Origin of the sequence: Seohaeicola zhoushanensis (assembly GCF_014656415.1) — a bacterium.
GTDB lineage: Bacteria > Pseudomonadota > Alphaproteobacteria > Rhodobacterales > Rhodobacteraceae > Seohaeicola_A > Seohaeicola_A zhoushanensis.
Map to the genome: position 1 here is coordinate 174,197 of NZ_BNCJ01000007.1, position 14,911 is coordinate 189,107.

The 14,911-nt window shown below is 68.6% G+C and carries 15 protein-coding genes; 7 read left to right on the forward strand and 8 right to left on the reverse strand.

Going from position 1 to position 14,911, the window contains the following annotated elements; genetic code table 11:
• Nucleotides 1-2: 2 nt before the first annotated feature.
• Both IE266_RS14165 and IE266_RS14170 read right to left on the reverse strand, forming a co-directional pair.
• Entirely contained in the window at nucleotides 3-1,136 is a 1,134-nt protein-coding gene (locus IE266_RS14165; protein WP_189680750.1) for an enoyl-CoA hydratase-related protein, read from the reverse strand.
• 10 nt (nucleotides 1,137-1,146) lie between these two features.
• The gene (locus tag IE266_RS14170; protein WP_189680751.1) at nucleotides 1,147-1,539 is read right to left on the reverse strand and encodes a hotdog family protein; all 393 of its coding nucleotides are present in this window, start codon (nucleotides 1,537-1,539) and stop codon (nucleotides 1,147-1,149) included.
• 80 nt (nucleotides 1,540-1,619) lie between these two features.
• On the opposite strand from IE266_RS14170, the gene IE266_RS14175 reads away from it, so the two are divergent.
• The 3 genes from IE266_RS14175 to IE266_RS14185 all read left to right on the forward strand — a co-directional run bounded on the left by IE266_RS14175 (nucleotide 1,620) and on the right by IE266_RS14185 (nucleotide 5,045).
• Nucleotides 1,620-2,525: an SDR family NAD(P)-dependent oxidoreductase gene (locus IE266_RS14175; protein WP_308434595.1), complete on the forward strand. Its 906-nt coding sequence runs from the start codon at nucleotides 1,620-1,622 to the stop codon at nucleotides 2,523-2,525.
• 61 nt (nucleotides 2,526-2,586) lie between these two features.
• Complete coding sequence (locus IE266_RS14180; protein ID WP_189680753.1) at nucleotides 2,587-3,789, forward strand: acetyl-CoA C-acetyltransferase; 1,203 nt, start codon at nucleotides 2,587-2,589, stop codon at nucleotides 3,787-3,789.
• The gene (locus IE266_RS14185) at nucleotides 3,789-5,045 is read left to right on the forward strand and encodes an acetyl-CoA hydrolase/transferase family protein (protein WP_189680754.1); all 1,257 of its coding nucleotides are present in this window, start codon (nucleotides 3,789-3,791) and stop codon (nucleotides 5,043-5,045) included. The genes IE266_RS14180 and IE266_RS14185 overlap by 1 nt, the downstream gene beginning before the upstream one ends.
• Before the next feature lie 5 nt (nucleotides 5,046-5,050).
• On the opposite strand, the gene IE266_RS14190 is transcribed toward IE266_RS14185, so the two are convergent.
• A complete protein-coding gene (locus tag IE266_RS14190) occupies nucleotides 5,051-6,358 on the reverse strand; it encodes a phytoene desaturase family protein (RefSeq protein WP_189680755.1) in 1,308 nt (435 codons plus the stop codon).
• 211 nt (nucleotides 6,359-6,569) lie between these two features.
• On the opposite strand from IE266_RS14190, the gene IE266_RS14195 reads away from it, so the two are divergent.
• Entirely contained in the window at nucleotides 6,570-7,163 is a 594-nt protein-coding gene (locus IE266_RS14195; RefSeq protein WP_189680756.1) for a TetR/AcrR family transcriptional regulator, read from the forward strand.
• Between the two features lie 9 nt (nucleotides 7,164-7,172).
• On the forward strand, nucleotides 7,173-8,051 hold the full coding sequence (locus IE266_RS14200; RefSeq protein ID WP_189680757.1) for an alpha/beta hydrolase: 879 nt from the start codon (nucleotides 7,173-7,175) through the stop codon (nucleotides 8,049-8,051).
• A gap of 3 nt (nucleotides 8,052-8,054) precedes the next feature.
• Here the strand turns inward: IE266_RS14200 and IE266_RS14205 are convergent, their stop codons facing one another.
• The 4 genes from IE266_RS14205 to IE266_RS14220 are packed head-to-tail and all read right to left on the reverse strand — an operon-like array spanning nucleotide 8,055 to nucleotide 11,452.
• Nucleotides 8,055-8,807, reverse strand: a complete 753-nt coding sequence (locus IE266_RS14205; RefSeq protein ID WP_189680758.1) for an SDR family NAD(P)-dependent oxidoreductase — start codon at nucleotides 8,805-8,807, stop codon at nucleotides 8,055-8,057.
• Entirely contained in the window at nucleotides 8,807-9,622 is an 816-nt protein-coding gene (locus tag IE266_RS14210) for an enoyl-CoA hydratase/isomerase family protein (protein WP_229864120.1), read from the reverse strand. Before IE266_RS14210 ends, IE266_RS14205 begins: the two co-directional genes overlap by 1 nt.
• Before the next feature lie 22 nt (nucleotides 9,623-9,644).
• The gene (locus IE266_RS14215; protein ID WP_229864122.1) at nucleotides 9,645-10,199 is read right to left on the reverse strand and encodes an aromatic-ring-hydroxylating dioxygenase subunit beta; all 555 of its coding nucleotides are present in this window, start codon (nucleotides 10,197-10,199) and stop codon (nucleotides 9,645-9,647) included.
• On the reverse strand, nucleotides 10,196-11,452 hold the full coding sequence (locus IE266_RS14220) for an aromatic ring-hydroxylating oxygenase subunit alpha (protein WP_189680759.1): 1,257 nt from the start codon (nucleotides 11,450-11,452) through the stop codon (nucleotides 10,196-10,198). Before IE266_RS14220 ends, IE266_RS14215 begins: the two co-directional genes overlap by 4 nt.
• 368 nt (nucleotides 11,453-11,820) lie before the next feature.
• On the opposite strand from IE266_RS14220, the gene IE266_RS14225 reads away from it, so the two are divergent.
• Entirely contained in the window at nucleotides 11,821-13,017 is a 1,197-nt protein-coding gene (locus IE266_RS14225) for an acyl-CoA dehydrogenase family protein (protein WP_189680760.1), read from the forward strand.
• Between the two features lie 6 nt (nucleotides 13,018-13,023).
• Here the strand turns inward: IE266_RS14225 and IE266_RS14230 are convergent, their stop codons facing one another.
• On the reverse strand, nucleotides 13,024-14,157 hold the full coding sequence (locus IE266_RS14230; protein WP_189680761.1) for a CaiB/BaiF CoA transferase family protein: 1,134 nt from the start codon (nucleotides 14,155-14,157) through the stop codon (nucleotides 13,024-13,026).
• A gap of 492 nt (nucleotides 14,158-14,649) precedes the next feature.
• On the opposite strand from IE266_RS14230, the gene IE266_RS14235 reads away from it, so the two are divergent.
• The coding region (locus IE266_RS14235) for an ATP-binding cassette domain-containing protein (protein ID WP_189680762.1) at nucleotides 14,650-14,911 on the forward strand (262 nt) is incomplete at its 3' end.

Genomic DNA, 14,911 nt, shown 5'->3' on the forward strand with positions numbered 1-14,911 from the left:
CCTTACCCGGCCCGCCCCCGCGACTTGTCGAGGAAAGCCTCGCGCGCGGCCCTGTGCTCGGGCGAGGCGAGCAGGGCCAGGTAGGACTGCATCTCGCGCTCGAGCGTCGCGTCGAGCCCGCCGCCGGCCGCGGTGATCAGCGCCTTGACGTGGCCCTTGCTCTCCTGCGTGAAGGCGGCCAGCTCCAGCGCGCGGGCATGGGCGGCACCGAGCAGCGCCTCGGGCGCAACCGTCTCGTCGGAGATGCCCAGCGCACCGGCCTCCGGCGCCTCGACCATCCGCGCCGAGAGCAGCAACCGGCGCGCCGCCGCATCGCCCACGCGGCGCGGCAGGGTCCAGCAGAGCCCCAGGTCGGGCGGCAGCCCGACCCGCGCGAAGGAGGCGCAGAAGCGGGCGGTGTCGTCGGCGATCACCTGGTCGCAGCAGAGCGCCAGCGAGAACCCCGCGCCGAAGGCCGGGCCGGTGACGGCGGCGACGGCGGGGCGGGTGCCCGAGACCAGCAGCCGCACCACGTCGTGCAGGATTGTCATCCGCCGCCGCGCCACCTCGGGATCGCTGGTCATCGCCGAGATATCGCCGCCCGAACAGAAGGCTCCGCCGGCCCCGGCCAGCACGATGGCCCTCACGGCGCGGTCATCCTGCGCCGCCATCAGCGCCTCGCGCAGCTGGGCCCGCAGGGTGTCTGTCAGGGCGTTCTTCTTGCCCGGCACGTTCATCGTCAGGCGCAGCACGCCCTCGGTCAGGTCGCGGTCAAGCTCGGCCATGCAGACCTCGCCCGGCGGCTGCAGCCTGCCCGTCACCGCCACCGTTCCGCCCTCGGTCCGCACCCAGAGGTCATGGCTGCCGTCCTCCTGCCGCTCGCCCCCGGCGACGATGGTCTCGCCGACCTTCACCGGCGCGGTGAACCGGATCTCCAGCCGGGCCGCCGCGTCCGCGCCAAGGCTGCGCTCGACCGACTCGAGCAGCAGCGCCATCGCCATGCTGCCATGGATGATCGGCGCGCCGAAGGCCGTCTGCGCCGCGAAGGCCGGGTCGAGGTGCAGCGGGTTGTGATCGTGACTGAGAGTGGCATAGGCTGCCGTCACCTCGGGCGAGGTTTCCAGGCGCATCTCTTGCAGGTGATCCGGAGCGGTCATGGTCATCCTTTCAGGCAGCCCAGATGATGCGGTAGGTGCCGGTCAGCACCAGTTCGTCGCGGCAGCGCAATTCGGCGCGGAAGTCGATCCAATTGCGGCCCTTCTTCACCTCTCTGGCGGCGCAGGCGACGGTGACGCTCAGCGTATCGCCCCAGGCCGGGCGGACCCCGGTGTAGTCGAGCACCTGCCCGGCGTGGACATTGCCCCTGGGGCGCGGCTGGAAGGCGCCGATGAAACCCTGGGTCATCGCCACGGCCAGCAACCCGCGCGAGGGCAGCGCGCCTGGAGTGCCAAAGACCGCCTCCCATTCCGCCCGCTTGGCCGCGTCCAGAACCACCTCGACAGCGGGCGCGGCCCGCCCCTCCTCGAACCTGTCGAACGTCCAGAGTTCCGCATCCGTCATCTTCTCTCCTCCCGGCGTGCTTGCTGTTGCATATGCCGACCGTCCGGTTTTATTTTAGGAAGCAACCCAGGAGGATTCCAGTGCTAAAAGACAAGGTCATCATCGTCACCGGCGCCGGCGGCGGCATCGGCAGGGCGCTTGCCATCGAGGCCGCGAAGGCCGGTGCGGCGGTCGTGGTCAACGACATCGGCGTCTCGCTGAGCGGCGAGGCCGACGACCTTGGCGCCGCCGAGAAGGTCGTGCGCGAGATCGAGGCCGCCGGCGGGCGCGCCGTCGCCTCGACCCATTCGGTCTCGGACCCCGGCGAGGCGCAGGCCATCGTGCGCACAGCGACCGACGCCTTCGGGCGGCTCGACGGCGTCATCAACAACGCCGGGATCCTGCGCGACACCTTCTTCCACAAGATGAGCCACGAGAGCTTCGACTCGGTGGTCAAGGTGCACCTCTACGGCACCTACAACGTCAGCCGCGCCGCCGCCGCGATCTTCAAGGACCAGGGCTCGGGCGCCTTCGTGCACATGACCTCGACCTCGGCGCTGATCGGCAACTTCGGCCAGGCCAACTACATGGCCGCCAAGATGGGCATCGCCGCGCTGTCCAAGTCGATCGCGCTCGACATGGAACGCTTCGGGGTCAAGTCCAACTGCATTGCCCCCTTCGCCTGGAGCCGGATGACCAGCTCGCTGCCCACCGATACGCCCGAGCAGATCGCGCGAGTCGAGAAGTTCAAGCAGATGGTGCCGGAAAAGATCGCGCCGCTGGCGATCTCGCTGCTGTCGGGCGACGAACGGGCGCCCTCGGGCCAGATCTTCGCCGTCAGGAACAACGAGATCATGCTGATGAGCCAGCCGCGCCCGCTGCGCTCGGTGCATCGCGGCGAGGGCTGGACGCCCGAGACGGTGCTCGACCACGCCCTGCCGGCGATGGCGGCGCAGTTCTTTCCGCTCGAACGCTCCGAACACGTCTTCACCTGGGATCCGGTGTGATCCCTTCCATTCACGCCGGGCCCCTGCCCGGCACGGCCCACATCCACCGAGGAAACCCATCATGACCCGACGCGCCGCCATCGTCGCGCCCCTGCGCAGCCCCATCGGCCGTTTCGGCGGCGCCTTCCGCGACCTGCCGGTCGAGGACCTGGGCGCCACCATCGTCAAGGCCGTGCTCGATAGGTCCGGCATCGACCCCGCGTTGATCGAGGACGCGGTCTTCGCCCAGTCCTATGCCAACAGCGAAACCCCCTGCGTCGGACGCTGGATCGCGCTCTCGGCCGGGCTGCCGATCGAGGTGCCGGGGATGCAGCTCGACCGGCGCTGCGGCGGCGGGCTTCAATCCATCGCCACGGCGGCGATGATGGTGGAAAGCGGCGCCTGCGACGTGGTGCTGGCCGGCGGCATCGAAAGCATGAGCCGGATCGAGTATTACGCCACCGACATGCGCTGGGGCAAACGCGCGGGCTCGGCGATGTTCTACGACCGGCTCGACCGGGGCCGCGAACGCTCGCAGCCGGTCGACCGCTTCGGAGTGATCTCGGGCATGGTCGAAACCGCCGAGAACCTGGCCCGCGACTACCAGATCAGCCGCGAGGCCTGCGACGTCTTTGCCGCCGGCAGCCACCGCAAGGCCGCCGCCGCCTGGGCCGACGGCCGCTTCGCCGACGAGGTGGTGCCTGTCGCCCTGCCGCAGCGCCGGGGCGATCCGCTGGTGGTGGCCGAGGACGAGGGCATCCGCGCCGACAGCACTCCCGAATCCCTCGGCAAGCTGCGCGCGATCATGAAGGACGGCGTGGTGACCGCCGGCAACGCCAGCCAGCAGAACGACGCCTGCGCCGCATGCCTGGTCGTGGCCGAGGACAAGCTGGCCGAACTCGGCCTCGAACCAATCGCGTTTGTCGCCGGCTGGGCGGCGGCGGGCTGCGACCCCTCGCGCATGGGGATCGGCCCGGTGCCCTCGACCGCGCGGGTGATGAAGAAAACCGGCCTCGGCCTCGACCAGATGGATCTGATCGAGGTGAACGAGGCCTTTGCCTGCCAGGTGCTTTCGGTGCTGAGCGAATGGGGCCTCGACGCCGACGACGCGCGGCTGAACGTCAACGGCTCGGGCATCTCGCTGGGCCATCCCATCGGCGCAACCGGCAGCCGGATCATGACCACGCTGCTGCACGAGATGAAGCGACGCGGCGCGCGCTACGGGCTCGAGACCATGTGCATCGGCGGTGGCCAGGGCATGGCCGCGATCTTCGAATTGGCCTGATGCCCCGCATCATCGCCCCCGACCAACTCGACCTCGCCGGGCTGATCCGCCCCGGCGAGACGGTCTGCTGGGGCCAGGCTGCGGCGGAACCGCTGACGCTGACCACGGCGCTGATGGCCCAGCGCCACGCGCTTGGCGGTATCGGGGCATTTGTAGGGGTCAGTTGGAACGCAACCGTCGATGCGGCTCATGCAGACTCGATCCGCTTCACCTCTTACTGCGGCACCGGGAGCAACCGGTTGCTGCACCGGGCCGGCAGCCTCGACATCCTGCCGATCCATTACTCGGGCTTCGAGCGCTTCCTTGCCGGGCGGATCGACGTGCTGCTGCTCCAGCTTGCGCCGACGCCGCAGGGGTTCAGCTTCGGCCTCGCCTGCGAATATCTCTGGCCGCTGCTGCGCTCGGCCCGGCTGGTGATCGCCGAGGTCAACGACCAGGTGCCGCCCACCCCCGGCCTGGTGACCATCGCGCCCGGGGATATCGACGTGGTGGTGCCGGTCTCGCGCCCCGTGCCCGCGCCGCCAGAGGCCGCGCCCAACGACACCCACCGCGCAATTGCCGCCCATGTCGCCGCTCTGGTGCCGGACGGGGCCACGCTGCAGATCGGCCTCGGTGCGCTGCCGGCGGCGATTCTCGACGCGCTCGGGCAGCATCGCCACCTCGGCGTGCATACCGGCCTCTACGTCGAGGGGCTGGCGCGGCTGACCGAGGCCGGGGTGATCGACAATGCGCGCAAGGGGCGGGACGAAGGCTTTGCCGCCGCCGGGCTGATCGCCGGCGCCGAAGCCACGCATCGGCTCTGCCGCGAGACCGACGTGATCCGGCTCGCCCCCACCAGCCACACCCATGCGCTGTCGGTGCTGGCCTCGCTCAACCGCTTCACCGCGATCAACTCGGCCATCGAGGTCGACCTGACCGGGCAGGTCAACGCCGAGACCGCCGGAGGCGCCTATGTCGGCGCGGTGGGCGGGGCCACCGATTTCGCCCGCGGGGCGGCTGCCTCGGACGGCGGGTTGCCGATCATCGCCCTGCCCTCGGCCCATCGCGGCCGCGACGGGCAGCTGGTCTCGGCCATCGTTCCGGCCTTGAACGGCCCGGCCAGCCTGGCCCGCGCGGATGCCGGGATCATCGTCACCGAGCAGGGCGTGGCCGACCTGCGCGGCGCGACCCTGTCCGAGCGGCGGCAACGGCTGCTCGCCATCGCCCACCCCGAGCTGCGCGAGGCGCTGGCACGGGCACAAGGCCCGGCCAGATAGTCCCCTCACGCCGGCGCGGCGACCCCGGCCAGCACCTTCTCCACCACGATCTTGGCTGTCTCGGCACAGGCCTGGGTGCCGCCGTTGCCATAGACCTTGACCGCGTCGCCGACACACCACAGGCCGTCGATCCCGGTGAACTGGTCCATGTCATAGCCCGCGCCCGACCGCTGCGCCGGCCAGTCGTCGCGCATCACCCGAACCGAGAGCATCTTCACCTTGTCGTCGAAGCCGGGGAACTGCTCGCGCAGGTCCTCCATGCCCTCGGCCACCTCGGCCTCGCTGTCGAAATCGCCCAGAGCCGGCTTCGGCACGGCATAGGCGACATACTGGTGCCAGCCCTCGGGCGCGAGTTCCGGGCAGGTCGCGGTCAGGTTGGCCATGTTGCACAGCCGCCGGGTCTTGCCGAAGGTCATGATCCCCGGCGCACTCATCAGCGGCTCGCGCGAGGCGAAGTTGTAGACGATATTGGCCGCCGGCTTCAGCTGCTCCTGCGTCTGGCGTACGTAGTCGGCCGTGAAATGCTCGGCCCCCGCCAGCGCCACCGTCGCCTTGGGGCCGCAGTTGGTGATGATGGTCTCCGCCTCGATCCGCACCAACGCGCCGCCTCTGCGGACCAGCACCGCACGGGCGCGGCCGTTCTCGACCTCGATCTTCTCGGCCGGCGCGCTCAGCCAGACCTCGCCGCCCAGGCGCTCCACCGCATCGGCCAGCGCCTGCCAGGCGCCCATGGTCCCCTCGGGGTGGAAGCCGAAGCGCTTGAAGGCCCCCTTCGAGGTGAAATAGGTCAGGAAGGCCCGTGCCGGGATTTCCGAGGCGTTCATGGCAAAGATCGCCGCGCAGAGGTTGCGGAAGATCGCGTGCACCGTCTGGTTCTTCGTATAGCCGTTCAGCCAGTCCTCGGTCGACTGCCGCCCGTCGGGCAGGCTGCCGCTGCGCGCCTGGGCGAACTGATCGAGCACCTTCGAGGCCTGCTTGGTGATGCCGCCCAGCAGCAGGCCCAGCCCGCCCCTGGAGACATCCACAACCTTGCGGTCGAGGTAGAACACCGCCGCGGGCTTAGGCTCGCGGATGTCGAGCGGCGCGCCGCAGAGCGCGAAGGTCTCCTCGAAGACCCCGCCGGGTTCGAGCGCGATGGCCCCCATGTTGACGCGGTACCCGTCGATCACCTCGGTGCCCGCGCGCCCGCCCAGCCAGGCGTGATCGTCGATCAGCAGCACCCGCCGCCCCGCCGCCGCCAGCCGCGCCGCCGCGCAGCAGCCGCCCGCCCCCGCTCCGACGACCACCGCGTCGAATGTCGTGTCGGTTTCCATACTTTCCTCCCGCTGGTCGCCGCTGATGATTCCCGGCCATTTCCGGTTGTCAAAAACCGGATAGACGGTTTATTATTCCATCACAGCCCGCTCGACGCAAGTGTCCGTCCGGCCCCCGGCAAGATCGGATATTGAGTTTTTGCGAGCGAAATGGTCTGGTGTCCGCCGCACAGAGGCGGCAGAGCCAGGCTGAACGTTCGAACGGAGAAACATGGCCCGCACCCAATCCAAGGACTACCCCGAAATCCGCGAGAAGATCCTGCGCACCGCGGCCAGGCTTTTCGCCGAGAAGGGTTTCTCGACGGCCACCATCGTCGACCTCGCCAATGCCTGCGGGTCGTCGCGGGGCGCGCTCTACCATTACTTCGAGTCCAAGGAAGAGATCCTCGGCAAGATCGTGGGCGAACATGTCGCGACCATGCTGCACGAGCTCGAGGCCATCGGCGAGCAGCGGCTGGAGCCGAAGGAACACCTGCGCGCGGTGGTCCGGCAGATCATGGAGATCAACGCCGTCAACAAGGCCGAACAGATCGTGCTGCTGAACGACTGGAACCAGCTCGACGCGCCGCTCCAGGCCGAGATCGGCGCCTCGCAGCGCAAGATCGTCGCCGTGGTGCGCGATGCGCTGGCCCGGCTCGACACCTCGCACCGGATGACCCCGAAATCCGCCACCACCTATGCCATGTCGCTGCTCGGCTCGCTGAACTACACCTATGCCTGGTTCGACCCCGAGGGCCCGGTGACGCCGGCGGAGTATGCCGACCATGTCTTCGACGTCTTCCTGCACGGCTTCCTGCGCGACTAGGCCGCGGGGATGAGCGGGAAACCCATCGACGCGGTGCTGGCCCGCATTACCGACACCATCGGCCAGTGGGGGCGTGGCACCACGCTCGACGAGATGCGCGAGGGCTTTGCCCAACTGGTCTCGGGCGGGCGCAGGGCGGCCTTCACGCCGGTCGATGCCGGCGGCGTGCCGGCGGGCTGGTTCGGCACCGGCGAGGCGGTGGTGATCTACTGCCATGGCGGCGGCTACCAGATGGGGTCGATGCTCTCGCACGGGCCGCTTATGGCGGATATCGCTGCCGCCAGCGGCGCGCGCGTGCTCGGCTTCGACTATCGCCTCGCGCCCGAGCACCGCTTTCCGGCGGCGTTGGAGGATGCCTTCACCGTCTACCGCTGGGCGCTCGACCAGGGCATTCCGCCGGAACGGCTTGCCATCGCCGGGGAATCCGCCGGCTCCGGGCTGGCGCTGGCCACCCTGCTCAAGGCGCGCGAAGCCGGCCTGCCGATGCCCGCCGCCATCGCCTTCCTGTCGCCCTGGCTCGACATGGAGGCGCGCAGCGAGAGCTATGACAGCCGCGCCGCGCTCGACCCGCTGACGCAGCGCGCCAAGGTGCTGATGATGGTGAAGACCTACCTCGGCCGCGACGGCGACCCCGCCGCGCCCTTCGCCTCGCCCATCAACGGCGACCTGTCCGGCCTGCCGCCGATCCTGGTGCATGTCGGTGACCACGAGACGGTGCTGGGCGATTCCGAGCTGCTGGCCGAGCGCGTCCGCGCGGCGGGCGGATCCGTCGACCTCGCCGTCTGGCCCGAGATGATCCACCACTTCCAGGTCTTCCCGGAACTGGCCGAGGCCAGGGCCTCGATTGCCGCCATCGGGGCCTTCCTGCGCGACCGGCTCGCGCCCTGACCGTCAGGCCTGCGCGATGCCCATGCCGCCCGAGACGCCCAGCGTCTCGCCGGTCACGTAGCCACCCTCGCGCGAGGCGAGGAAGGCCACTGCCGCCGCGACCTCGTCGGGCGTGCCAAGGCGGCGCAGCAGGGTGGCGTTCTCCATCGCCTGCAACAGCTTCTCGCCGCCGCCCTCGACCGCGCGGCGCAGCAGCGGCGTATCGATCGGGCCGGGCACCACGGTGTTGGCGGTGATGCCATAGCGCGCGTTCTCCATGGCGATGGACTTGGTGAAGGCAATCAGCCCGCCCTTGGCCGCCGCATAGACCGATCCCCCGCGGGACCCCATCCGCCCGGCTTCCGAGCCGATGTTGACGATCCGGCCAAAGCCGCGCTCCTGCATCGCCGGCAGCACCGCCTGGGTGACGTTGAACACCGCTTCGAGGTTGATGGCCAGCAGGCGCCGCCAGTCCTCCTCGGTGGTGCGGGTGAAGAAGGCGTGCTGGTCGACGCCGGCATTGTTCACCGCGATGTCGAAGGGCCCCTGCAAAGCGATCTGCGCGCGCACCGCCGCGAAATCGGTCAGGTCGACTGCCGCCACCGAGGCGCCGTTGCCGCAGTCCTCGGCCAGAGCCTGCGCGATCTCGGCGTTGCGGTCGAAGATCGCGACCCGCACGCCCTCGGCGGCCAGCCGCCGCACGATGGCCGCGCCAATCCCCTTGGCGCCGCCGGTGACCATGGCCGACAGGCCCGACAGCCGCGCAGCCAGCTCCATCATTCGCCCCGGAACTGCGGCGCGCGCTTGGCGATCACCGCCGCCAGCCCCTCCAGCGCATCGGCGGTGCCCGACAGCGCCGAGACCTCGCGCGCCTCGTCCGGCAGGCTCGCCTCGAAGCCGCGGCCGATGCCGTTCCACATCAGCCGTTTGGTCGCCCCCTGCGACCGCGGCGCGCCCGCGGCCATCTGGCGGGCGAGCGCCAGCACCTCGGCGTCAAGCTCGGCATCCGGCACGACCCGGTTCACGAGGCCGATCCGCTCGGCCTCGGCGGCCTCGACGAAACGGTTGGTCAGCACCAGCTCCATCGCCCGGCGAAACCCGACGATCTTCGACAGCAGCGCCGTCGCCCCCGCGTCCGGCGCCATGCCGACCCGCGTGGCCCCGGCCATGAACCGGGCACTCTTGCCGCAGATCACCAGGTCGGAGCAGCAGACCAGCCCCATCCCCGCGCCGCCGGTGGCACAGCCGTGGACCTTGGCGATCACCGGAACCTCCAGGTTCACCAGCCCCGAGACGCAGACCTGCAGATAGGCCGTCGCCATGCGCAGGTAATCCGGCAGACCCGCCCCCTTGGCGGCGAATTCCTTCACGTCGCCCCCGGCGCAGAACAGCTTGCCGTTTCCCGACAGGATCACCGCCCGCACCCGGCGGTCGCCATGCACCCGCATGGTCACATCCTGCAGCGCACGCATCAGCTCGATGTTGAAGCCATTGCCCGCATCCGGCCGGTTCAGCTGGATGTTGGCGATGCCCTCGCCATAGGTCAGCAGCACGGGCCCTTCGGCCACGATGGTCTCTTCGCCCTGAAACACTCGTCCCTCCCCCTTCCCTTCCTCAGACGAGGAAGGACAGCGTGTAGATCGCCTTGTTGTTGTTGATCAGCACGACCTTCTTGTAGGCCATCCGAAGCGCGCCATCGACGCGGCGCAAGGTATATTCGTTGCGCGAGGCCCACATGGTGTCGCCGCGCAGGTTGGTCTCGAAGATCTGCGCGTTGCACATGACCTTGATGTCGTCGTTGCCCGACTTGAGGAACTCGAAATTCGAGATCACCCGCGCCAGTTGCGAGGGCGGCGTCTGCGAATGCCGCCGCCCGGTCTTGAGTTGGCGCACCCGCAGCCCGATCCGCGAGCGGTTGTCGTAGATCAGCGACATCTGCCGCTCGGGGTCGGTATCGGTCCCGTTGGCCGGCACCCAGTAGAGCGCATCCTCGGTCCAGAGCGCCTCCCAGGCGTCATAGTCGTGGATGTCCTGCAGCCGCGCCTCGCGGAAGATGAATTGCTGCACCTCGTGGTAAAGCTCGGGGTTGAAGCTCTTCTCGTAGACACGCGGCGCGCCGACCCATTCCCTCAGGATGTCGGGGCCGTCGATCTCGTCCATCTCGCTCATTTCGCTTCCATCATCTTGCGGTAGTGCTTCCAGATCTCGCGCGAGGGCAGGTCGTCGGTGGAATGGCCGATCGGATAGCCGTCCTCGTCGAGCCGCTCGCGATGCTCGCCGCGCTTGAGGTAGAGATATTCCGGCTGCCGGATTTCCAGCCCGCGCTGGTTGCGCTCGTACATCTCGGTATCGTCGGCCAGCAGGAAGCCGGCCGGCCCGACCGAGCCCATGGTCTGCTGCCGCAGGCGGCGGTTGATATCCGGCGCGCCCTTGAACTGGATCGCGGTGGAATGCTGGATCGATTCATTGGCCGCCACCGGCTGGATCACGAAGATCTGGATCTCGGCGATGAACAGGTTCGGAAAGATCATCACGTGGGGCGAGCCGTCGATCATGATCTGGCGCGCCCGCTCGGGGCCATAGGCCTCGTTCATCTGGCGCACGTAGTCGGGCAGCTTCGCCTCGGTGGTGCCGAACCAGCTCAGCGGCACGTCGCGGCGGCGGAACTCGGGGCGCGGATCGACCTCGGTATGGCCGTTGCCGAGACCCCGTGTCACCGCGACCGCCTTGTCGCCGTACAGGTCACCGATGGCGCTGTCCGAGACCGAGAAGATCGAGGAATGGACGAAGGCCGGGTGATAGCCGTCGCATTCGTTCTCGAGGATGAATTTCCAGTTGGCGCGGGTGCGGTGCTTCAGGAACCCGGCGCTGATCTCGATCTCGCCGGTGGGAGAGTTGTCGCACAGCTGGTCGATGGTGCGCTTCGCCCCTGCCAGGTGATCCTCCAGCGACGGCCCCTCGGCGGCCATCGAGCCGAAGACGAAGCCGCGATAGCTCGCCACGCGGGTGACCTTGCCAAGGCCCAGTTCCGACTTGTCGACGCCCTTGTAGCCCTCGGGAAAGGCATAGTTCACCAGCTCGCCGGTATTGGCGAAGGTCCAGGAATGATAGGGGCAGGTGAACCGCGCCCGGTTGCCCTTGTCCTGCACGCAGACCGCGTTGCCGCGATGCGGGCAGCGGTTCATCAGCAGTTGGATCTCGCCGTTCATGTCGCGGACCATCAGCACCGGCATCGGCCCGATCGACTTGGTGACGAAGTCGTTGACCTCGGGCACCTCGCTTTCATGGCCGATATAGACCCAGGTGGTGAACCAGATCTTCTCGACCTCTTCCTTGAAGATGTCCTGGTCATAGTAAAGCGACCCGTGCACGCGGCCAGGCTGGATCAGTTCGTCCCACCTGGACTTGAAACCTCCGTCCATCCTTCTCCCCTTTCTCGGGCTCGGCCGCGACGCCTCGTGGGAGCCTGCGGATCGCTCTTTCAAAAACCGGACGACCATCTTTTTAATTGAACTCCCTCGGAAGTCAATCCGCCCGCCGCAAGATTTGCGCCTCTCCTTTGCGAAGGCCTGACGGCAACTCGACTCTGCGCACAGACGGCCACATCTGGCAGGCCGCCAACCGGTCCGCCCGAATCGACACGCGGCAGGCTTGCGTCGGCACGGTCCCGCCCGCGCATATAAATAAACCGTACAGCCGTTCGCTTTATCTGGCGTCCCGCGCGAACATGTGCCATCAATCGCCCCAGCCCCGCTTCGCCGGGGCCGGACGACGCGCAGGAGGAGCCGCAATGAACATGAGCCACCAGCAGGGACAAGAGCTGTCCGGCGCCGGGTTTCGCCTGAACGACCCGGTCTTCGTGACCGAGGAACTGCGGATGCTGCGCGAACAGGTCCGCCGCTTCGTGGAGCGCGAAGTCGCCCCCAACGGCGAAAGCTGGGAGGCCGAGGGCAAGATCCCGCGCGAGATGTTCCGCAAGCTGGGCGACATGGGGCTGCTCGGGATGCAGCACGAAGAGGAATACGGCGGCACGAAAATGGGCGCGCTGGCCTCGGTCGTCTTCGGCGAGGAACTCTCCCGCTCGACCTTCGGCGGCTTCACCGCCTCGGTGACGGTGCACACCGACATGTCGGCCAGCCACATCACCCGCGTCGGCACCCCCGAGCAGAAGGCAAAGTTCCTGCCCGACCTGATCGCCGGCCGCAAGGTCTGCGCCATCGGCGTGACCGAGGCGGGGGCCGGCTCGGACGTGGCGGGCATCCGCACCAAGGCGGTGCGCGACGGCGACCACTGGGTGATCAACGGCACCAAGATGTTCATCACCAACGCCGTCTATGGCGACCTGCTGATTCTCGGCGCCCGCACCGAGGGGCTGGAGGCCGGCGCACGCGGAATCTCGCTCTTCATCGTGCCGACCGACACCCCGGGCTACAAGGTGGCGCGCAAGCTCGACAAGCACGGCTGGCTCTGCTCGGACACCGCCGAGCTGGTCTTCGAGGACATGCGCGTCCCCGCCGAAAACATGCTGGGCGCCGAGAACCGGGGCTTCTACGCGATCATGCAGGGGTTCGAGCATGAACGCCTGATGATCGGCGCCTTCTGCGCCGGCGAAGGCGCCAGGGCGATCGAGCTGACGCTCGACTATGTCCGCGCCCGCCAGGCCTTCGGCAAATCGCTCTGGGCACAGCAGGCGACTCGGCAGCGGCTGGCCGATCTGGCCTCCAAGGCCGCGATGATCCGTGCCCTCACCTACCAGACCGCCGCCGCGCTGGACGCCGGCCAGGCGGTGAGCCGCGAGACCGCGATGATCAAATCGGTCGGCCCCGAGATCCTGCACGAGGTGGTCCACGGCTGCCTGCAACTGCACGGCGGCACCGGCTACATGCGCGGCACCCCGATCGAACGCATGGCCCGCGACGCCCGCATCCTGCGCATCGGCGGCGGCGCCACCGAGGTCATGCTGGAAGAGGTCGCCAAGCGGATGTGAGGGCGATCAGCTGATCGCCCCTTCCGTCCGCATGGCCTCGATTTCCGCGGCCGAATAGCCCGCCTGTGCCAGCACCTCGGCGCTGTCCGCGCCCGGCGCATGGGGCGGCGCGACCGGCCCCGCCGGGGTGCGGTCAAAGCGCGGCGCCGGGGCGGCCTGCAGCACGCCGTTCTGCCGGAAGAACACGCCCCGCGCCGCGTTGTGCGGATGCGCCTCGACCTCGTCGAAGGTCAACACCGGCGCGACGCAGGCATCGCTGCCGGCAAAGAGCTCGGCCCATTCGTCGCGCGTCCTGGTCCGGAACACCTCGGCATAGGCGTCGGACAGGCGCGGCCAGTTCGCCTTGTCCATCTGCTCGCGCGGCGGGACATGCTCCAGCCCCGCCTTCGCGCACATCTCGGCGAAGAACTGCGGCTCGATCGGGCCGACCGAGATGGCCTTGCCGTCGCTGGTCTCATAGCAGCGGTAAAACGGCGCCCCGCCGTCGAGCATGTTGCGCTCGCGCTGAACCTCCCACTGGCCGCCCGACAGCATCCAGTGGAACACCCCCATCATCGCCGGCACCCCGTCGACGATGGCCGCGTCGACCACCTGCCCCTGGCCCGAGACCTGCCGCTCCAGCAGCGCCGCCAGCACTCCGAAGATCAGGAACATGGTGCCGCCGCCGTAATCGGCCACCAGGTTCAACGGCGGCATCGGCGGGCGGTCGGCCGGCCCCATCGCCGCCAGCGCACCCGAGAGCGACATGTAGTTGATGTCGTGCCCCGCCAGATGCGCCATCGGGCCGGTCTGGCCCCAGCCGGTCATGCGGCCATAGACCAGGCCGGGATTGCGGGCCTGGCAGGCCTCGGGCCCCAGCCCCAGCTTCTCCATCACGCCGGGCCGGAATCCCTCCAGCACCACATCGGCCGCCGCGATCAGCCGCAGCGCCGCCGCGCGGCCCGCCCCCGACTTGAGGTTCAGCGCCACCGACCGCTTGTTGCGGCGGTTGATATCGGCCGGATCGGCCCTGCCCGAGGCGCGGTCGATCACCGTCACCTCGGCGCCCAGGTCGGCCAGCAACTGCCCCGCCAGCGGACAGGGACCAAGCCCCGCCATTTCGATGATCCGAAGATGCGCGAGCGGTCCCGGTCTGGTCATGACATCCCTTCCATGCAGTGCGGACCGGCGGCAACCGGGCACCCACGCGCGATTATCAAACCGTCCATCCGGTTTTGTTTATCGTAACCGCGCCACATCGGCAATTCCGTTTCCGACGGCGAATCGACTCGCGAACTGCAGGCAGCAGTCCCGCCATCGACCAGGAGCGCCGGCTTCCGTTCCGCCGTGATTCGCCCGTACAGGCTCATTCCTTGCCATCCGCACTCCGCCATGACTGAACGAAGGCGGGCCGCGCACCGCAACACGCCGTCCAGGAAGCACTGCCAGCCTTCCCAGTCGGGAATAATCAGACCGGACCGCCGGTTTATTTTTTCCCGCACCCTTATTGCAATCCTTTTGGTTTATGTTACTCATATATTAAACCGTCCAATCGGACGGAGAATGGGCTCGGGGCAACCGAAAGGCGCCCCTGGGGAGGAGGAGCCAGATGTTCATGACACATCCAGCACATCTGTCCGGCGGCGCCGGTTGATGCTTCGCATGGCAGCGGAACGGGCAGAGACGACCACCCCCCTGCTCGGGATCACCAATGCGCAGATCGTCTATGACAACGCCATAGAAGCGGTGCGCGATGTCTCGCTGTCCGTGCCCGAGGGCAGCGTCGTCGCCCTGCTGGGCTCGAACGGCGCGGGCAAGTCGACGCTGCTCAAGGCCGTGACCGGCACGCTGCACCTCGAAGAGGGCGCGCTGGAAAAGGGCGCGATCCGCTTCGCCGGGCAGGACATCTCGCACG

Coding starts and splice junctions, on each gene's coding strand:
- IE266_RS14200 (WP_189680757.1), top strand. CDS start 7,173: ATGAGCGGGAAACCCATCGACGCGGTGCTGGCCCGCATTACCGACACC.
- IE266_RS14165 (WP_189680750.1), bottom strand. CDS start 1,136: ATGACCGCTCCGGATCACCTGCAAGAGATGCGCCTGGAAACCTCGCCC.
- IE266_RS14215 (WP_229864122.1), bottom strand. CDS start 10,199: ATGAGCGAGATGGACGAGATCGACGGCCCCGACATCCTGAGGGAATGG.
- IE266_RS14185 (WP_189680754.1), top strand. CDS start 3,789: ATGCCCCGCATCATCGCCCCCGACCAACTCGACCTCGCCGGGCTGATC.
- IE266_RS14230 (WP_189680761.1), bottom strand. CDS start 14,157: ATGACCAGACCGGGACCGCTCGCGCATCTTCGGATCATCGAAATGGCG.
- IE266_RS14220 (WP_189680759.1), bottom strand. CDS start 11,452: ATGGACGGAGGTTTCAAGTCCAGGTGGGACGAACTGATCCAGCCTGGC.
- IE266_RS14190 (WP_189680755.1), bottom strand. CDS start 6,358: ATGGAAACCGACACGACATTCGACGCGGTGGTCGTCGGAGCGGGGGCG.
- IE266_RS14195 (WP_189680756.1), top strand. CDS start 6,570: ATGGCCCGCACCCAATCCAAGGACTACCCCGAAATCCGCGAGAAGATC.
- IE266_RS14225 (WP_189680760.1), top strand. CDS start 11,821: ATGAACATGAGCCACCAGCAGGGACAAGAGCTGTCCGGCGCCGGGTTT.
- IE266_RS14180 (WP_189680753.1), top strand. CDS start 2,587: ATGACCCGACGCGCCGCCATCGTCGCGCCCCTGCGCAGCCCCATCGGC.
- IE266_RS14205 (WP_189680758.1), bottom strand. CDS start 8,807: ATGGAGCTGGCTGCGCGGCTGTCGGGCCTGTCGGCCATGGTCACCGGC.
- IE266_RS14170 (WP_189680751.1), bottom strand. CDS start 1,539: ATGACGGATGCGGAACTCTGGACGTTCGACAGGTTCGAGGAGGGGCGG.